The 15,951-nt window shown below is 52.8% G+C and carries 15 protein-coding genes; 7 read left to right on the top strand and 8 right to left on the bottom strand.

The window, feature by feature from the left end:
• Nucleotides 1-39 precede the first annotated feature (39 nt).
• Complete coding sequence (locus tag JFY74_18490; protein ID QQG28021.1) at nucleotides 40-1,494, bottom strand: DASS family sodium-coupled anion symporter; 1,455 nt, start codon at nucleotides 1,492-1,494, stop codon at nucleotides 40-42.
• 305 nt (nucleotides 1,495-1,799) lie between these two features.
• Here JFY74_18490 and JFY74_18485 point away from each other — a divergent pair, with 305 nt between their 5' ends.
• Nucleotides 1,800-3,446 (top strand): Na/Pi cotransporter family protein, encoded by a 1,647-nt coding sequence (locus JFY74_18485; GenBank protein ID QQG28020.1) that lies wholly within the window; start codon nucleotides 1,800-1,802, stop codon nucleotides 3,444-3,446.
• A 366-nt stretch (nucleotides 3,447-3,812) separates the two neighbouring features.
• Here the strand turns inward: JFY74_18485 and lysC are convergent, their stop codons facing one another.
• Nucleotides 3,813-5,189 (bottom strand): lysine-sensitive aspartokinase 3, encoded by a 1,377-nt coding sequence (lysC, locus tag JFY74_18480; protein ID QQG28019.1) that lies wholly within the window; start codon nucleotides 5,187-5,189, stop codon nucleotides 3,813-3,815.
• 511 nt (nucleotides 5,190-5,700) lie between these two features.
• On the opposite strand from lysC, the gene pgi reads away from it, so the two are divergent.
• Together pgi and JFY74_18470 are read left to right on the top strand one after the other, a co-directional pair.
• Entirely contained in the window at nucleotides 5,701-7,350 is a 1,650-nt protein-coding gene (gene pgi, locus JFY74_18475; protein ID QQG28018.1) for a glucose-6-phosphate isomerase, read from the top strand.
• A gap of 43 nt (nucleotides 7,351-7,393) precedes the next feature.
• Nucleotides 7,394-7,738: a DUF4156 domain-containing protein gene (locus tag JFY74_18470; GenBank protein ID QQG28017.1), complete on the top strand. Its 345-nt coding sequence runs from the start codon at nucleotides 7,394-7,396 to the stop codon at nucleotides 7,736-7,738.
• Nucleotides 7,739-7,798: 60 nt separating this feature from the next.
• On the opposite strand, the gene epmB is transcribed toward JFY74_18470, so the two are convergent.
• Nucleotides 7,799-8,851, bottom strand: coding sequence for an EF-P beta-lysylation protein EpmB (epmB, locus tag JFY74_18465; GenBank protein ID QQG28016.1), 1,053 nt, complete (start codon nucleotides 8,849-8,851; stop codon nucleotides 7,799-7,801).
• 40 nt (nucleotides 8,852-8,891) lie between these two features.
• On the opposite strand from epmB, the gene efp reads away from it, so the two are divergent.
• The 3 genes from efp to JFY74_18450 all read left to right on the top strand — a co-directional run bounded on the left by efp (nucleotide 8,892) and on the right by JFY74_18450 (nucleotide 10,433).
• Entirely contained in the window at nucleotides 8,892-9,458 is a 567-nt protein-coding gene (gene efp / locus JFY74_18460) for an elongation factor P (GenBank protein QQG28015.1), read from the top strand.
• 376 nt (nucleotides 9,459-9,834) lie between these two features.
• Nucleotides 9,835-9,966, top strand: a complete 132-nt coding sequence (locus JFY74_18455) for an entericidin A/B family lipoprotein (protein QQG28014.1) — start codon at nucleotides 9,835-9,837, stop codon at nucleotides 9,964-9,966.
• Between the two features lie 113 nt (nucleotides 9,967-10,079).
• Nucleotides 10,080-10,433: a DMT family protein gene (locus tag JFY74_18450; protein ID QQG28013.1), complete on the top strand. Its 354-nt coding sequence runs from the start codon at nucleotides 10,080-10,082 to the stop codon at nucleotides 10,431-10,433.
• A gap of 39 nt (nucleotides 10,434-10,472) precedes the next feature.
• Here JFY74_18450 and JFY74_18445 read toward each other — a convergent pair whose 3' ends face one another.
• The 5 genes from JFY74_18445 to frdA form a co-directional block, all read right to left on the bottom strand.
• Nucleotides 10,473-10,997, bottom strand: coding sequence for a lipocalin family protein (locus tag JFY74_18445; GenBank protein ID QQG30582.1), 525 nt, complete (start codon nucleotides 10,995-10,997; stop codon nucleotides 10,473-10,475).
• Between the two features lie 181 nt (nucleotides 10,998-11,178).
• Nucleotides 11,179-11,535, bottom strand: a complete 357-nt coding sequence (gene frdD / locus JFY74_18440) for a fumarate reductase subunit FrdD (protein QQG28012.1) — start codon at nucleotides 11,533-11,535, stop codon at nucleotides 11,179-11,181.
• Between the two features lie 14 nt (nucleotides 11,536-11,549).
• Nucleotides 11,550-11,945, bottom strand: a complete 396-nt coding sequence (gene frdC, locus JFY74_18435) for a fumarate reductase subunit FrdC (GenBank protein QQG30581.1) — start codon at nucleotides 11,943-11,945, stop codon at nucleotides 11,550-11,552.
• Nucleotides 11,946-11,958: 13 nt separating this feature from the next.
• Nucleotides 11,959-12,696: a succinate dehydrogenase/fumarate reductase iron-sulfur subunit gene (locus tag JFY74_18430; GenBank protein ID QQG28011.1), complete on the bottom strand. Its 738-nt coding sequence runs from the start codon at nucleotides 12,694-12,696 to the stop codon at nucleotides 11,959-11,961.
• On the bottom strand, nucleotides 12,689-14,485 hold the full coding sequence (frdA, locus tag JFY74_18425; protein ID QQG28010.1) for a fumarate reductase (quinol) flavoprotein subunit: 1,797 nt from the start codon (nucleotides 14,483-14,485) through the stop codon (nucleotides 12,689-12,691). The genes JFY74_18430 and frdA overlap by 8 nt, the downstream gene beginning before the upstream one ends.
• A 477-nt stretch (nucleotides 14,486-14,962) precedes the next feature.
• Between frdA and epmA the strand changes: the two genes are divergently transcribed.
• Nucleotides 14,963-15,940 (top strand): elongation factor P--(R)-beta-lysine ligase, encoded by a 978-nt coding sequence (gene epmA / locus JFY74_18420; protein ID QQG28009.1) that lies wholly within the window; start codon nucleotides 14,963-14,965, stop codon nucleotides 15,938-15,940.
• Nucleotides 15,941-15,951: the final 11 nt, after the last annotated feature.

The following is a 15,951-nucleotide window of genomic DNA, read 5'->3' as shown; positions in this document are numbered from 1 at the left end:
GGGTAACCCAGCTTTTTCACATCTTATGTGAGCTAACGATCAATACAGGCCAATCGCTTTCCACCACAATAGGCCTGCGCTCATGAAAATCGCCTGATTCACCAGACTGACGACGAAACCGGTGCGCCACCAGACGGCGGTGGGCACGTAGCCCGCGCCGAACAGGATTGGGCCACGCGCGTGCGTATATTGCGTCAGTGAACAGTACAGGCTGCTGGTAAACGCCAGCATGAACGCCATTGGCACCGCTGGAATATTCAGGTTGATCCCGACACCGAGGAACACGGCAAAAAGCGCGGCGATCTGCGCGTTGCCGCTGGCGAAGAAATAGTGAGTGTAGAAATAGGCGGCATTCAGTAGTAACAGGACCAATACCCAGCTGGTTCCCTGCATTAAATGACCGATGTTGCTGCCGATGAGATCGCCAAACCAGTTGGTGAAGCCGAGCTTTTTCAACTGATTTGCCATCATCAATAGGGCGGCGAACCAAATCAACGTATCCCATGCCCCTTTCTCGCTCTTCACGTCTTCCCAGCTTAGTACGCCGGTTAACAGCAGGAAGGAAAGCCCGACGAACGAGGCCGTTGTCGCATCCACACCTAAGCGGTCGCCAAAAATCCACAGCACCAGTAGCAGGATAACAGTGAACGCCATCAGCCATTCACCACGGCTCATGCTGCCCATCTTTGTCAGTTCGGCGACGGCCAGTTTTGGGGCATCCGGCGTATGGCGAATTTCTGGCTTGGTCAGCCAGTAGACGAGCAGCGGGACGACCGCCAGAGAGATTAAGCAGGGGACGAGCGCTGCCAGAAACCAGCTTCCCCAGGTAATCGTCACGCCTGCGTTGGCTGCCAGTTTCACCGCTAGCAGGTTGCCGGTGTAGGCGGTCATAAACATCGCCGCCGTCACATCGTTAACGTTACCGATACAAGTGATCAGAAAGGTGCCGATTTTACTGCGTGACGCGTCTTCTGGTTTGGAATCGAAGCTGCGTGACAGCGAATCGGCAATGGGATAAATAATCCCGCCACAGCGTGCGGTATTGCTTGGCATCGCGGGAGAAAGCACCAGATCGGCAAAGGCTAACCCGTAAGCCAGACCCAGCGTGCGTTTTCCCAACATGCGGATCATCTGCAAGGCGATGCGGCGACCCAGCCCTGTTTTGATAAAACCGCGTGCGATCATGAAGGCAACAACAATTAGCCAGATCAGCGAGCTGTTCAGATCGCTGAGTGCGGTTTGTATCGCGCCGCTGGCCGTTTTATCCCCCGCGGCGTAGGTCAGCGCAAAGAGCGTGATGCTGATAATGCCGATAGCTCCAATTGGGAGTACGTTAGCGACAATACACACGATCGTTGCCACGAAAATGACGGCAGAGTGCCAAGCTGCGGGATTTAAGCCTGTCGGGGGTTCCATTTGCCAAAAAAAAGCGGCGATGGCAAGAATAACGATCAGCGGGAACCAGTTCAGTCCATATGAAGTTTTTGTTTTCATCCATTTTCCTTACTTGGAGCGAAAAAATTTTACGGGGACATAACCCATAAGAATTATAGGGATAAAAAGAGCATAGCGTTAACCAGGAAAGGTGTGAGGTGAAATCGTTGGCTTATTGATTTGGATTCTGTTTTTTTTAAATTGTCAGTTAATTAATTTTTATCATTAATTGATTATTGGATGATTTTTCTTTGGTGCGGCCTGCCTCGCAGTACAGTCAGTCAACATCTGGTAAGATAGCTGTTCATTACGTCATCAACACATTGTATCTATCAACATATGGCTTAATTGGAGGCGCGGACTTTTTGTTAACACTGCTGAATCTCCTCTCTGCGATTGCGTTACTGGTGTGGGGCACTCACATTGTCCGTAGCGGCATCATGCGGGTTTATGGTACCCAGCTACGGCGCGTTCTCAGCGATAGCGTTGAGAAAAAACCGTTGGCTTTTATGGCTGGTATTGGCGTCACTGCGCTGGTGCAGAGCAGCAATGCGACCGCGTTGCTGACCACCTCTTTTGTCTCACAGGGGCTGGTGGCATTAACACCAGCGTTGGTGATTATTCTCGGGGCTGATGTCGGTACGGCACTGATGGTGCGAATTCTGACGTTCGATCTCTCCTGGCTTTCTCCGCTGCTGATTTTTCTGGGCGTGATATTTTTCCTCAGCCGTAAGCAGACGCGAGTTGGTCAGGTTGGTCGCGTGGCGATTGGGCTCGGGCTGATTTTGCTGGCGCTGGAAATGATTGTCGTGGCTGCGGCCCCGATCACGCAAACGTCTGGCGTGAAAGTGCTGTTTTCCTCGTTGACGGGCGACGTCATGCTGGATGCACTGGCTGGTGCGCTGTTTGCAGTGATCACCTATTCCAGTCTGGCAGCCGTGCTGCTGACGGCAACCTTGACGGCAAGCGGTGTGATCTCGCTGGAAGTGGCGATGTGCTTGGTCATTGGTGCCAATCTGGGCAGCGGATTACTGACGATGATGAGCACCTCGACGCAGAATGCGGCAGGCCGACGCGTCGCGCTCGGCAGTATGCTGTTCAAGCTGATCGGCTGTTTGGTTGTGCTGCCGCTGGTTGAACCGCTGTCGCGCTGGCTGACACGTATTCCGTTGGGTGCCGAAGAGCTGGTGATCTACTTTCATCTGTTCTACAACCTGATTCGTTGCTTGCTGCTGATCCCGCTTACCGGCGTGGTGGCGCGGCTGTCCTGCGTGATGATTGCTGACTCGCCGCAGGTCGATCTCCAGATGAAACCGCGTCATCTGGACACCAGCTCGCTGGACACGCCAGCGCTGGCGCTGACCAATGCTGCACGAGAAACGCTGCGCATTGGCGATGTGCTGGAGCAAATGCTGCGTTTGTACCGCGAAGTCTTGCAGGGCGACCCTATGCAGCGGCGGGAGATTCGTCGACTTGATGATGATGTCGATATCCTTTACACCGCGATTAAGCTCTATCTGGCGCAGATTCAGAAAGACGGATTGGATGAGCGGGATTCTCGGCGTTGGGCTGAGGTGATCGAGGTGGCGCTGAATCTGGAACAGGCGGGAGACATTATCGAACGCATGGCAGATGACATTGCCAATCATTCCTCTGGCGTACGCATGGCGTTTTCCGCGCAGGGGCTGGAAGAGTTGAACCACCTGCATGAACAGCTGCTGGCGAATCTGCGTCTGGGGTTGTCGGTTTTCTTGTCTGAGGATGTCACCAGTGCTAAACGTCTGCGCCGTGCCAAACATCGCTTCCGTATTATGAACCGCCGTTATGCGCATGCGCATGTCGATCGTTTACATCAGCACAACGTACAGAGTCTGGAAACCAGTTCGCTTCATTTGAGCTTGCTTGGAGACATGAACCGACTGAATTCACTGTTCTGTGCAGTAGCGTATAACGTCTTGATTGTGCAACAGGATGGGGAAGAGGAACGCGAAGAGTCACCGCTGACGTTGTGACCCCTTTGTGGGGTTTCACTGGACACAGCAGTCTATTTTTATGCTGACTGAGAGATAGTTTCGTGCGCGATAATGCTGCCATTTTCATGCTACCTTGTAGCACGCGCCCGACTCGGGACGGCTCAAACGCCGCTCGCCCCGAGACCCCAGGCTTTTGGCGGGAATTATGCCGCTGGCGCGGTGCCTTCGTCGATATCAGGCTTAACGGACCGCTTGCGACACGCTCCCGGCGTGGCGAAAGCTTTCGCCGCGTCCATGCGGCTCATCCTAAGCCTGCTATCTCCTCAGCATAATTTTTTACGCCGGATAACGGCAAAATCGCGTCCCCATAAAATATGACGAGGAGACCGACTAGACGTCGTGAATCTACTCGAACAGGCTGCGGTGCAGTGTCTGTACCACACGCTCGGCGTCGTCTCCCGGTACCAAGAAGCACAGGTTGTTGCTGCTGGCGCCGTAGCAGATCAGGCGAATACGGAAAGGTTCCAGTACGCCAAATACTTCCTTCCCGACGCCACAGGCCTGAGACAGATTGTTGCCGATCAGTGCGACCAGCGACAGATTCTCTTCAACCTCAACCCGACACAGCGATGACAGCTCGGTCAGCAAGGCGCTGGAGAGCAGGCTGTCGCCCGTTGAGGTGGAGCCGGTTGTGTCGAGCGTCAGCGCGACGTTGACTTCTGACGTCGTGATCAGGTCAACGGAGATGTTGTGACGCGCCAGAATGCTGAACACTTCGGCCAGAAAACCGCGTGCGTGCAGCATGTTCAGGCTATACAGCTTAAGCAGCGTTTGTTTACGACGCAGCGCCAGTGCGCGGAACAGCGGCGGGTTTTCGGTTTTATTGCACACCAGAGTACCGCCAGCGGCCGGATCTTTGCTTGAACCAACAAACACCGGAATATCGCTACGCACCGCAGGCAGCAGCGTGGCTGGGTGCAGGACTTTCGCGCCAAATGTCGCCATTTCGGCGGCTTCTTCAAACATAATTTGGTCGATGCGTTTTGCGGTCGGCACCACGCGTGGATCGGTGGTGTAGATGCCTGGAACATCGGTCCAGATATCAATCCGGCTGACGTTGAGCGCTTCGCCCAGCAGTGCCGCCGTATAATCGCTACCGCCGCGACCCAACGTGGTCGTGCGACCTTTCGCTTCGCTGCCGATAAAGCCCTGAGTGATCACCAGACCTTGATCAAGACGCGGCTGTAACTGGCTGCGAGTCAGTTCACCTAAAACCTCGAAGTCTGGCTGTGCACGGCCAAAGTGATCGTCGGTACGCATGATCTTGCGTACATCAAACCACTCAGCTACAACATCACGCTGGCGCAGAATCTCGACAAACAGCAGGGTAGACATGAGTTCGCCGTGGCTGACCAGTTCATCGGTCAGGGCGTTAGATGTTGCGAGTGCCGCCGCTTCAGACAGCGTGGTGACGCTGTCCAGCATGCGATCAATCTCATCGCGAATCACGCTTTGGTTGGTCAGTTTGTCGATGATGGCGTATTGGATTTGGCGGATTTTCGCCAGATGCTCGGCACGCGTTTCGGGCGTTTGACCTTCCGCGAGCGCGACCAGTAAATTGGTGATACCTGCCGACGCCGACAGCACCACAACGCGCACATTCGGGTTGGATAACACCACATCGGCACTGCGATTCATGGCGTCAAAGTCCGCCACGCTGGTGCCGCCAAATTTGGCAATAACGGTAGAGTTCGCGTTTGCGGATACTTCAATTGCAGACATGTCAAAAAACCTCGTGTCAGGGGGTAGGCTGTTTTCAGTAAACAGCATTCCATTAATCAGCCTTGGCACAGGGGGAGAGCAAAAGTAGGGGGCAGGCGTAGAAAAAATTACTACGATACACCCAGAAGCGCTCCACCTTGCTGGACGTCCGTCAGGACTAATCCGGTGACAACCCAGAGGATTCAGCCTCTGTAGTCGATAGGGTGAAAGCCGTATTTCACCGCATCTCGGCGTCGCTCCCCCTCGGATATCATCAGCGGATTACGGTTCCTCCGATATCTTACCTGGGCGACGCGCCTCTTCTGGCTTGCACACTGAGTGTGCAAGTACGGTGTTAGAAATAACGGGTTATGCCGTTTCTGTCAATAAACAATCTGCCTGCAAACGACAAGCTGTCAGTAAACGACAGGGCATAAACCGCTTTTAGCAAGAAAAGGGATCTCAATCGGGATTTTAAGGGATACAATCGATTCAGTCACTTTGAACTCATGCTTAGAGAGAAAGTCGCATTATGAAAAATATTAATCCAAGCCAAACTGCCGCCTGGCAGGCATTACAAACCCATTTTGATACGATGAAAGAGGTGCAAATCAGCGAGCTGTTTGCACAAGATAGCGATCGTTTCGCGCATTTTTCCGCGACGTTCGACGATCAGATGCTGGTGGATTTCTCCAAAAACCGCATCACGGCAGAAACGATGGAAAAACTGCACGCGCTGGCACGAGAAACCGACCTGTCTGCGGCGATTCAGTCCATGTTTGCCGGTGAGAAAATCAACCGTACGGAAGACCGCGCGGTTCTGCACGTTGCCCTGCGTAACCGCAGCAACACGCCGATTCTGGTGGATGGCAAAGATGTGATGCCGGAAGTCAACGCGGTGCTGGCGAAGATGAAAGATTTCAGCGAGCGCGTGATTGGCGGTGAGTGGAAAGGCTATACCGGCAAAACAATTACCGACGTGGTTAACATCGGTATCGGCGGCTCCGATCTGGGCCCGTTCATGGTAACGGAAGCGCTGAAGCCTTATAAAAACCACCTCAATATGCACTTTGTCTCTAACGTTGATGGCACGCATATCGCAGAAACGTTGAAGCCGCTGAACCCAGAAACCACGCTGTTCCTCGTCGCGTCGAAAACGTTCACCACACAGGAAACCATGACCAACGCGCACAGCGCTCGCGACTGGTTCCTGAAAACGGCGCAGGACGATAAACATGTTGCCAAGCACTTTGCTGCGCTGTCCACCAACGCGAAAGCCGTCGGCGAATTTGGTATCGATACCGACAACATGTTCGAATTCTGGGACTGGGTTGGCGGACGCTACTCCCTGTGGTCGGCGATTGGGCTGTCGATCATTCTCTCTCTGGGCTTTGATAACTTTGAAAAACTGCTCAGCGGTGCGCACGCGATGGACAAGCACTTTGCTTCCACTCCAGCGGAGAAAAACCTGCCCGTGCTGCTGGCGCTGATCGGCATTTGGTACAACAATTTCTTCGGTGCCGAAACTGAAGCGATTCTGCCGTACGACCAATACATGCACCGTTTTGCCGCCTATTTCCAACAGGGAAATATGGAATCCAACGGGAAATCTGCCGATCGCAACGGCAATCCAGTGGATTACCAGACCGGGCCGATTATCTGGGGTGAGCCGGGCACGAACGGCCAGCATGCGTTCTACCAGTTGATCCATCAGGGCACCAAGCTGGTTCCGTGTGATTTCATTGCGCCAGCGGTTAGCCATAACCCATTAAGCGATCATCACAGCAAGCTGCTGTCGAACTTCTTTGCACAGACGGAAGCGCTGGCGTTCGGTAAGAGCCGTGAGGTGGTGGAAGCGGAATTTGCGGCGGCAGGCAAAAGTACAAAAGAGGTGGAACACGTCGCGCCGTTTAAAGTATTCGAAGGCAATCGTCCAACCAACTCTATCCTGCTGCGTGAAATCACCCCGTACAGCCTGGGCGCGCTGATTGCGCTGTATGAGCACAAGATCTTCACTCAGGGCGCGATCCTGAACATCTTCACATTCGATCAATGGGGCGTGGAGTTAGGGAAACAACTGGCGAACCGTATTCTGCCAGAGCTGGAAAATGACAGTACGATCGACAGCCATGACAGTTCTACCAACGGACTGATCAACCGCTTCAAAGCGTGGCGTAACTAATCGGGCCTGTGCCCTTTGGTTTTTCAATCGCAAGGAGGAAGACATGCAGGTTCGTATTTTGTTGGGGCTATCAGCGGCAGTTTTGTTGGCGGGGTGCAGTAGCACCAGTCAACTCAGCGCAGCCGGGCAAGCCGTGACGTTCACGGATACCAAGCCAGGAAGCGAATGTCAGCTGTTGGGGCAAGCCAGCGGTAGCCAGTCTAATTGGCTGGCGGGGAATCATAGCGACGGCAGTTCTATGCGCAGTGCGGCAAACGATCTGCGTAATAAAGCAGCGGCAATGGGAGGCAATACCATCTATGGCGCTACCAGCCCAAGTGAAACTTTCTGGTCAAGTTTTGCGCCGCTGGACAGCAAGATGAACGGCAGCGTCTACAAATGTCCTTAAGCTAAAGAAAAACCCGGTGAGAGTGACATGATGCTCTCACCGCTTTTCCTAACGTATTGTTCAACCGACTATCCCAGCGTCATCCTGATGCTGCTTCATCCCTAAATCCAGCGGCGTTTTGCTGGCTTCCCCACCGATTTCCCGCGCCAGACGGGGCACCAGATAGCCGGATACCTTCTTCAGCAGCGCTTTAACTAAGACGCGCGCCTCGTTGTCATCTACCAGAAAATGCGCGGCACCCTGAACCTTATCCAGTACGTGCAGGTAATAAGGCAGAATTCCTGCGTCAAATAGCGCATTGCTGAGCCGGGCGAGCGTCTCTGCGTTGTCATTCACCCCGCGCAGCAGCACGCTTTGGTTGAGCAGCGTCACACCTGCGCGGCGCAAACGCGCCATACTTTGTGTTAAATCAGGATCAATTTCCTGCGGATGATTAATATGCGTCACCAGCAGCACCTGAAGCGAACTGCGTGACAGGCGATCGCACAGTGCGTCGGTAATGCGTGCAGGGATCACCACAGGCAAACGGCTGTGAATGCGCAGGCGTTTCAGATGTGGGATGTGTTCCAACTCGGTGATCAGCCAGTCCAACTCGTGGTCTTTGGCCATCAGCGGGTCGCCACCGGAAAAAATAATTTCATCCAGTTCTGGGTGCTGGCGGATATAATCCAGCGCCTGACGCCAGTTTGCCTTGTTGCCCTGATTATCCTGATAGGGGAAATGGCGGCGGAAGCAGTAGCGGCAGTTTACCGCACAGCCGCCTTTTACCAGCAGCAGGGCGCGGTTGTGATATTTGTGCAGTAACCCCGGAACGACGCTGTGTTGTTCATCAAGCGGGTCATGGGTGAAGCCTGGGGTGGCGATAAACTCCTCACGCGCGGTCAATACCTGTAGCAGCAACGGATCGTCAGGATTACCTTTTTGCATCCGTGCAGCGAATGCGCGCGGTACACGCAACGCAAAAAGCCTGCGAGCATCACTGCCTTGCCGGAGTTTAGCGTGATCGTTCAGAGCCAAAAGTTGCAGTAATTCATCAGGATCGGTAATTACGTCCGCAAGTTGCTGCAACCAATCTTCTCTGGAAGGTATATTTAGGGTTACAATGTGTGCCATTTTTTGGCTTCGTACCAGTATCAAATTGTAGAGGGCCTTTATGGCGACTTATTCTAGCAACGATTTCCGTTCCGGTCTTAAAATCATATTCGAAGGCGAGCCGTATGCCGTCGAATCCAGTGAGTTTGTTAAGCCGGGTAAAGGCCAGGCTTTTGCTCGCGTAAAAATGCGTCGCCTGTTGACGGGCTCTCGCGTTGAAAAAACCTTCAAGTCTACCGATTCTGCAGAAGGCGCAGATGTCGTTGATACCAACATGAACTACCTGTACAACGACGGTGAGTTCTACCACTTCATGCACCCTGAGACGTTTGAACAGCATCAGGTTGAAGAGAAGACTGTTGGTGATGCGGCAAAATGGCTGCAAGACAACGCCGAATGTATCGTTACCCTGTGGGATGGTCGTCCTATCGCTGTTCAGCCACCGAATTTCATCGAAGCTGAAATCACCGATACCGATCCAGGCCTGAAAGGCGACACTGCCGGTACCGGCGGTAAGCCAGCAACGCTGAGCACTGGCGCAGTCGTTAAAGTACCATTGTTCGTGCAGATCGGCGAAGTTGTCAAAGTTGACACGCGTTCTGGCGAATACGTATCACGCGTTAAGTAATTTATACCCTTCATACTTCAAGCTGCGCGTGTGTTGGCTTTCCTCGCTCACCCCAGTCACTTACTGATGTAAGCTCCTGGGGATTAATGGACCTCATAAATGAGGTCCACCCTTCGGGCCAGCGCTAGCGCTGTTCAAATCGGTCTCGAACCGATTTGTCACTGCGTCGCCGCCTTCCCGCAGCTCGAATTATTTTGGGTATACTCTAAAAGGCCGCCTTCTGTGAGGGCGGCCTTTTGGTTTACTCCTCACTTCAGTCTTCCTTTTTTATTTCCCCGCCTTATAAAGTCTTCCACAACAATCAAAATTGGCTACGCTTAAAAAGCAGTCACTTTCGTACCGTTGAAATCCTACTCTCATAAAGAAGGAACCGAGTATGTTGAAGAAAGCGTTTGTTGCCATTTTCTCTCTGGTTATTCTCTCTGCGGTGGTTGGATGCAATACCACCCGAGGCGTTGGGCAAGATGTTGAAGCGGGTGGGAAGGCTATTCAGCGCAGCGCCCAATAGCCCAACGTGGGAAATAAATCGTAATAACTTTTCCGGGTGGAAGAAAATGCCGTGATGGTGTTTTCTTCCCCGCGGCGAGATAATGTGAAAGTGGATCACTCGGAGAAGTAATAATGTCGCCTCTTTTCATTACTGTCGGCATGCTGACGTTGAGTAATATATTTATGACGTTTGCCTGGTACGGGCATCTACGCTATTTCAGTGGCCGAACCTGGATAATTGCTGCGTTGATCAGTTGGGGGATCGCATTATTTGAATACCTCTTGCAGGTGCCAGCAAATCGGATTGGTTATCAGGTTGCCTCTGCCGGTCAATTGAAAATATTACAGGAAGTGATCAGCCTTTCCGTATTTATCCCTTTTTCTATGTTCATTTTAAAAGAACCGTTCCGCACCGATTATATTTGGGCGGGGCTGTGCCTGCTGGGCGCGGTTTTCTTTATGTTCCGCGATAAGATTATGGGATAACCCACCGGTTACCCCATTGTTGCGGTCGATATGCACCGATTACTGATTGACCCAGATAAGTGCTTCTGTCGGGAAACCGTAGCGTTTGGCTGTAGCGACCAGTTTGTCGCGTGTTGCAGCATCCAACGTTGGCGTGCGTGAGAGTATCCACAGGTAGTCGCGGTTCGGCCCACAAATCAGGGCGTAGCGGTAGTCGTCGTCCAGTTCAATAATGTTGTAACCGCCATAGAACGGCCCGAAGAACGACACTTTTAGTGCGCCCCGCTGAGGTGAACCCGTGAAATACGCTTTCCCGATGCTTTCTTTCCATTCCTGTTTTTCGACGTTAAAGCCACGATTGATCACCTTGATGCCGCCGTCATCCCGCGGGCTGTAGGTTGCCGTCACACGTTCCATATTGCGTTCAAAGCGGTGGTCGAGGCGGGCAATCTCATACCATGTGCCGAGGTAGCGATTAACGTCAAAATTTTCCACGACGGTGACGTTATCGGGCGGCGTTACGCTACAGGCGACAGAAAAGAGTGCTATCAGCGCGGCAACGCACGCTTTCCCACGTCGTCTGATTTTGAAGAGAAGGTTTTTGAATAACGTGGTGTTAAAGCGAATAGCGTTAAAGGGCATCATATTGACATCTCATCGTTTTCATCTCTGTTCCAGTGTAGACGATGGATGTAGTCAGGCGGGGAAAATAAAACGGCCTGCAATATTGTGCAGGCCATTAAGCATTACATTTATAGCGCTGTATCTACAGCGTAACCACACCGATAACGGTAACCACGGTCAGGATTGCCGCCAGACCGTAGAACACCCACTTCCCGGCAGGAACGTGGATTTTCAGGTCATGCATCGCATGGTGGATACGGTGCAGGCCACACCAGAGCGGCAGCACAATCATCAGCAGTAAAAAGACGCGACCGATGAAGCTCTGGCTGAACGCGGCGATGCGCTCATAGGTTAACGCGTCTGGGAACAAGCCCAGAGGCAGCATCACACCGACCAGCAGGATGATCACTGGAGCGAAGAACGCGCTCCACATCCCACCGGCACCGAACAGGCCCCAGAAAGGCGGTTCGTCAGAACGTTTTGGCGTTGGGTTAATCACGTTATTTCTCCTGTTCAGAATAGTAAGGCGATCGCCAGAACGGCTACGGTTACCACCACGGTGACAGCCCACAGCCCTTTAATGATCGGCTCTGGCCCCATTTTTTCATCTTTAATCACGATGATGCTGGCCTTCGGTGCCAGTTCAAACCAGGTTTTGGTATGCAGCGCAGCAGCGAGCAGAGCAACGATATTAATCAGCAGTACCAGCGGGTTTTGCAGGAAGCTGACGAAGTTTGCCCAGCCTTCCGGCCCATTTTTCAGCGCGAAAACGCCAAACATCAGTACGATGCTGAACCAGACGGCAGGGACAGCAGTCCCTTCACGCAACATATAAAAGCGGTAGAACCCCAGCTTTTTCCACCAGGTCGGCGACATACCGCGAACATACGCTTTACGTTTAGATGTCATCATTGTCCCTCCCTTATTGTGGTTTCAGCATCGCGATCATGAAGTCTTTCGCACTTTCGACTTTGCCTTGCTGAATAGCTGCGGCAGGGTCGACGTGCTTCGGACACACTTCTGAGCAGTAGCCCACAAACGTACAGGTCCAGACGCCATTATTCCCGTTCAACTGCGCCATACGCTCTTTCTTGCCATGATCGCGGTTGTCCAGGTTATAACGGTGCGCCAGCGTAATTGCCGCCGGGCCGATGAACTCAGGGTTCAGGCCGAACTGCGGGCACGCCGCATAGCACAGACCACAGTTAATACAGCCGGAGAACTGGTGATACTTCGCCATTTGCGCCGGAGTTTGCTTGTTCGGGCCGTCAGCCGGTTTACGATTGTTGCCGATGATATACGGTTTGATGGCTTCCAGACTCTCGATAAAGTGGGTCATATCGACCACTAAATCGCGCTCGATGGGGAAGTTGCCCAGCGCTTCGACTTTCAGACCGTTCGTGTATTCACGCAGAAAGGTTTTACAGGCCAGTTTAGGGACGTTATTCACCATCATGCCGCAGGAACCACAGATCGCCATACGGCAGGACCAGCGGTAGGAGAGGTCCGGTGCCAGGTTATCTTTGATATAACCCAGCGCATCCAGCAGGGATGTCTGCGTGTTGTACGGGACATCGAACGTCTCAAAATACGGTTCGTTGTCCTGCTCAGGGTTATAGCGCATGACTTCCATTTTCAGGGTTTTGATCATCTCAGCCATTCGCCTGCTCCTTCTTGCTGCCTTCCTGCGTATCACCTTCTGCACCGTATACGCGTTTGGCCGGTGGAAGTTTGGTAATCTTCACATCGCTATACTCCAGATGAGGTGCGCCTTCCGGGTTATAGAACGCCAGCGTATGCTTCAGGAAGTTAACGTCATCACGCTCGGTGCAACCTTCATCCAGACGCTGGTGTGCGCCGCGGGATTCTTTACGGTTGATCGCCGAGTGCGCCATACATTCCGCCACATCCAGGCTATGGCCCAGCTCAACGGTGTACAGCAGGTCGGTGTTGAACACGCTGGAGCGGTCGGTGATTTTCACGCGTTTGAAGCGTTCTTTCAGCTCTGCCATCTTATCGACGGTTTTCTGCATCAGATCGGTGGTGCGGTAAATACCACAGCCTTCTTCCATCGACATGCCCATTTCGTCGCGGATTTTCGCCCAGCTTTCGGTGCCTTCCTGATTCATCAGGTCATGCAGACGCTGTTCGATGTCGCGCGTCTGTGCATCCAGCGCCGTGCCGTTGGCCGGTGCCGCCGCCTGTGCGCGCTGTACGGCATGCTCACCCGCAACGCGACCGAAGACCACCAATTCGGCCAGCGAGTTGGAACCGAGACGGTTCGCACCGTGCAGGCCAACCGAGGAGCATTCGCCGACGGCAAATAGACCTTTGATGCGGGTTTCGCAGTTTTGATCGGTTTCAATGCCGCCCATCGTATAGTGCGCGGTAGGACGGATAGGAATCGGCTCTTTCACTGGATCGACGCCGACATAGGCTTTTGCCAGTTCACAGATGAACGGCAGACGTTCCAGAAGCTTCTTCTCGCCGAGGTGGCGCAGATCGAGGTAAACCACGTCGCCCAACGGGGTTGAGACGGTGCGGCCTGCGCGCCATTCGTGCCAGAACGCCTGCGAGACTTTATCGCGCGGCCCCAGCTCCATGTATTTGTTTTTCGGTTCGCCGAGCGGCGTTTCCGGGCCCATGCCGTAGTCTTGCAGGTAACGGTAGCCGTCTTTGTTGACCATGATGCCGCCTTCGCCGCGACAGCCTTCGGTCATCAGGATACCGGAGCCGGGCAAACCGGTCGGATGATATTGAACGAATTCCATATCACGCAACGGTACGCCGTGGCGGAATGCCATGCCCATGCCATCACCCGTGACGATGCCGCCGTTGGTGTTGTAACGGTACACGCGACCTGCGCCGCCTGTCGCCAGCACCACGGCGTTAGCGCGGATCTGAATCAGCGAACCTTCCATCATATTGATGGCAACAAGACCGCGCGCCTGGCCGTCATCGACCAGAACGTCGAGGACAAAGTGCTCATCGAAACGTTGGATTTGTGGATATTTAAGGGAAGTTTGGAACAGGGTATGCAGCATATGGAAGCCGGTTTTATCGGCAGCAAACCAGGTGCGTTCGATCTTCATTCCACCAAAGCGGCGAACGTTGACTGAACCATCCGGTTTACGGCTCCAGGGGCAGCCCCACTGTTCTAATTGAATCATCTCTTCCGGGCAGCGTTTGACGAAGTGCTCAACAACGTCTTGTTCACACAGCCAGTCCCCACCAGACACGGTGTCGTTGAAGTGATAATCGAAACTATCGTGTTCCTGAGTCACTGCTGCTGACCCACCTTCTGCCGCCACGGTATGGCTACGCATTGGGTAGACTTTTGAGATCAGCGCAATTTTCAGTTGAGGGTTGGCTTCTGCGGCAGCAATTGCCGCTCGTAGGCCAGCGCCTCCAGCCCCGATAATGGCTAAATCGGCGTTAAAGGTTTGCAATGCATTCCTCCAGTTACTTAAGTTAATTAAGTTAAAATAAAAAAATAATATCTATTCGTTTCTGTCTTTATATCCGAGCTTAATATCAAACCCGCTGAAAATTATGTGATAGATGTATAAAGAATAGATAAACCTATAATTTTTGTGTGGGAATGATTATACCGAATTATAGGTAGATTAATTTGATGTGATCCCGCATTTTGTCGTTTTTTCAGCGAGTCTCGTATTCAAGGGTAAAAATGTGATCGAAAGGATTATGTACGAAAAAATAGCGCGTTTATGTTTTCAATAATAACCCTTTAGAGAAAGATATAAGAAAACGCTTCACTGAGTATAATTGACGGCTGCTATCCTAGTCGCCTCTTCCTGAAGGGGAGATTCAGCTTTGCTGAAAAACACGTCTGACCTTTTTTCCGCTGGAAATTTGGGCTGATGCGGGTAGACTGCCCCCCCTATTTTGACTTTGGAGTAAGAACCATGAGTGAGACGACAAGTTGGCAGCCAACTGCTTCTGTCGCTAATTTGTTGAAACGAGCGCCGATCGTTACGGCTGTCCGACGTTTCTTCACCGATCGTGGGGTACTCGAAGTTGAAACACCGGCGATGAGTCAAGCGACGGTAACGGATGTTTTCTTATGTCCATTCCAGACTCGCTTCGTTGGTCCCGGTGCTGCGGATGGTATGACGCTGTATTTGATGACCAGCCCGGAGTACCACATGAAGCGCCTGCTGGCTGCTGGCAGCGGTCCGATCTTTCAACTGTGTCGCAGTTTCCGTAATGAAGAATCAGGCCGACACCACAACCCAGAATTCACTATGCTGGAATGGTATCGCCCTCACTATGATATGTACCGCCTAATGAATGAGGTCGATGACCTGTTGCAGCAGGTACTGGATTGTGAAAGTGCGGAAATGCTCTCCTATCAGCAAGCGTTTTTACGCCATCTGGAGATCGACCCCCTATCTGTTGATAAAGCGCAACTGCGCGAAGCGGCAGAAAAACTCGGGCTGGGCGATATCGCCTGCCGTGAAGACGATAGTGATTCACTGGTGCAGATGCTGTTTACTTTCGGTGTTGAGCCGAACATTGGTCGCGATAAACCAACGTTTGTCTACCATTTCCCTGCAACGCAAGCCTCGCTGGCGGAGATCAGTTCGGAAGATCATCGCGTTGCCGAGCGTTTTGAGGTCTATTTCAAGGGGATCGAGCTGGCGAACGGCTTTCGCGAATTGACTGATGCGAATGAGCAACGTCAGCGTTTTGAACAGGATAACCGCAAGCGTGCCGCGCGTGGTTTGCCGCAACAGCCGATTGATGAAAACCTGCTGGCAGCGCTGAAACATGGCCTGCCAGATTGTTCCGGTGTGGCATTGGGCGTGGATCGTTTGATTATGCTGGCGCTGAATGCCGAAAAGCTGAGTGACGTGATTGCGTTCTCCGTAGAGCGTGCGTAACCGGTTTGAAG

The organism is Pectobacterium carotovorum, assembly GCA_016415585.1.
Lineage (GTDB): Bacteria > Pseudomonadota > Gammaproteobacteria > Enterobacterales > Enterobacteriaceae > Pectobacterium > Pectobacterium carotovorum_K.
The sequence above is the reverse complement of the archived record's forward strand: the minus strand, read 5'-3'. Positions and strand labels throughout refer to the sequence as shown.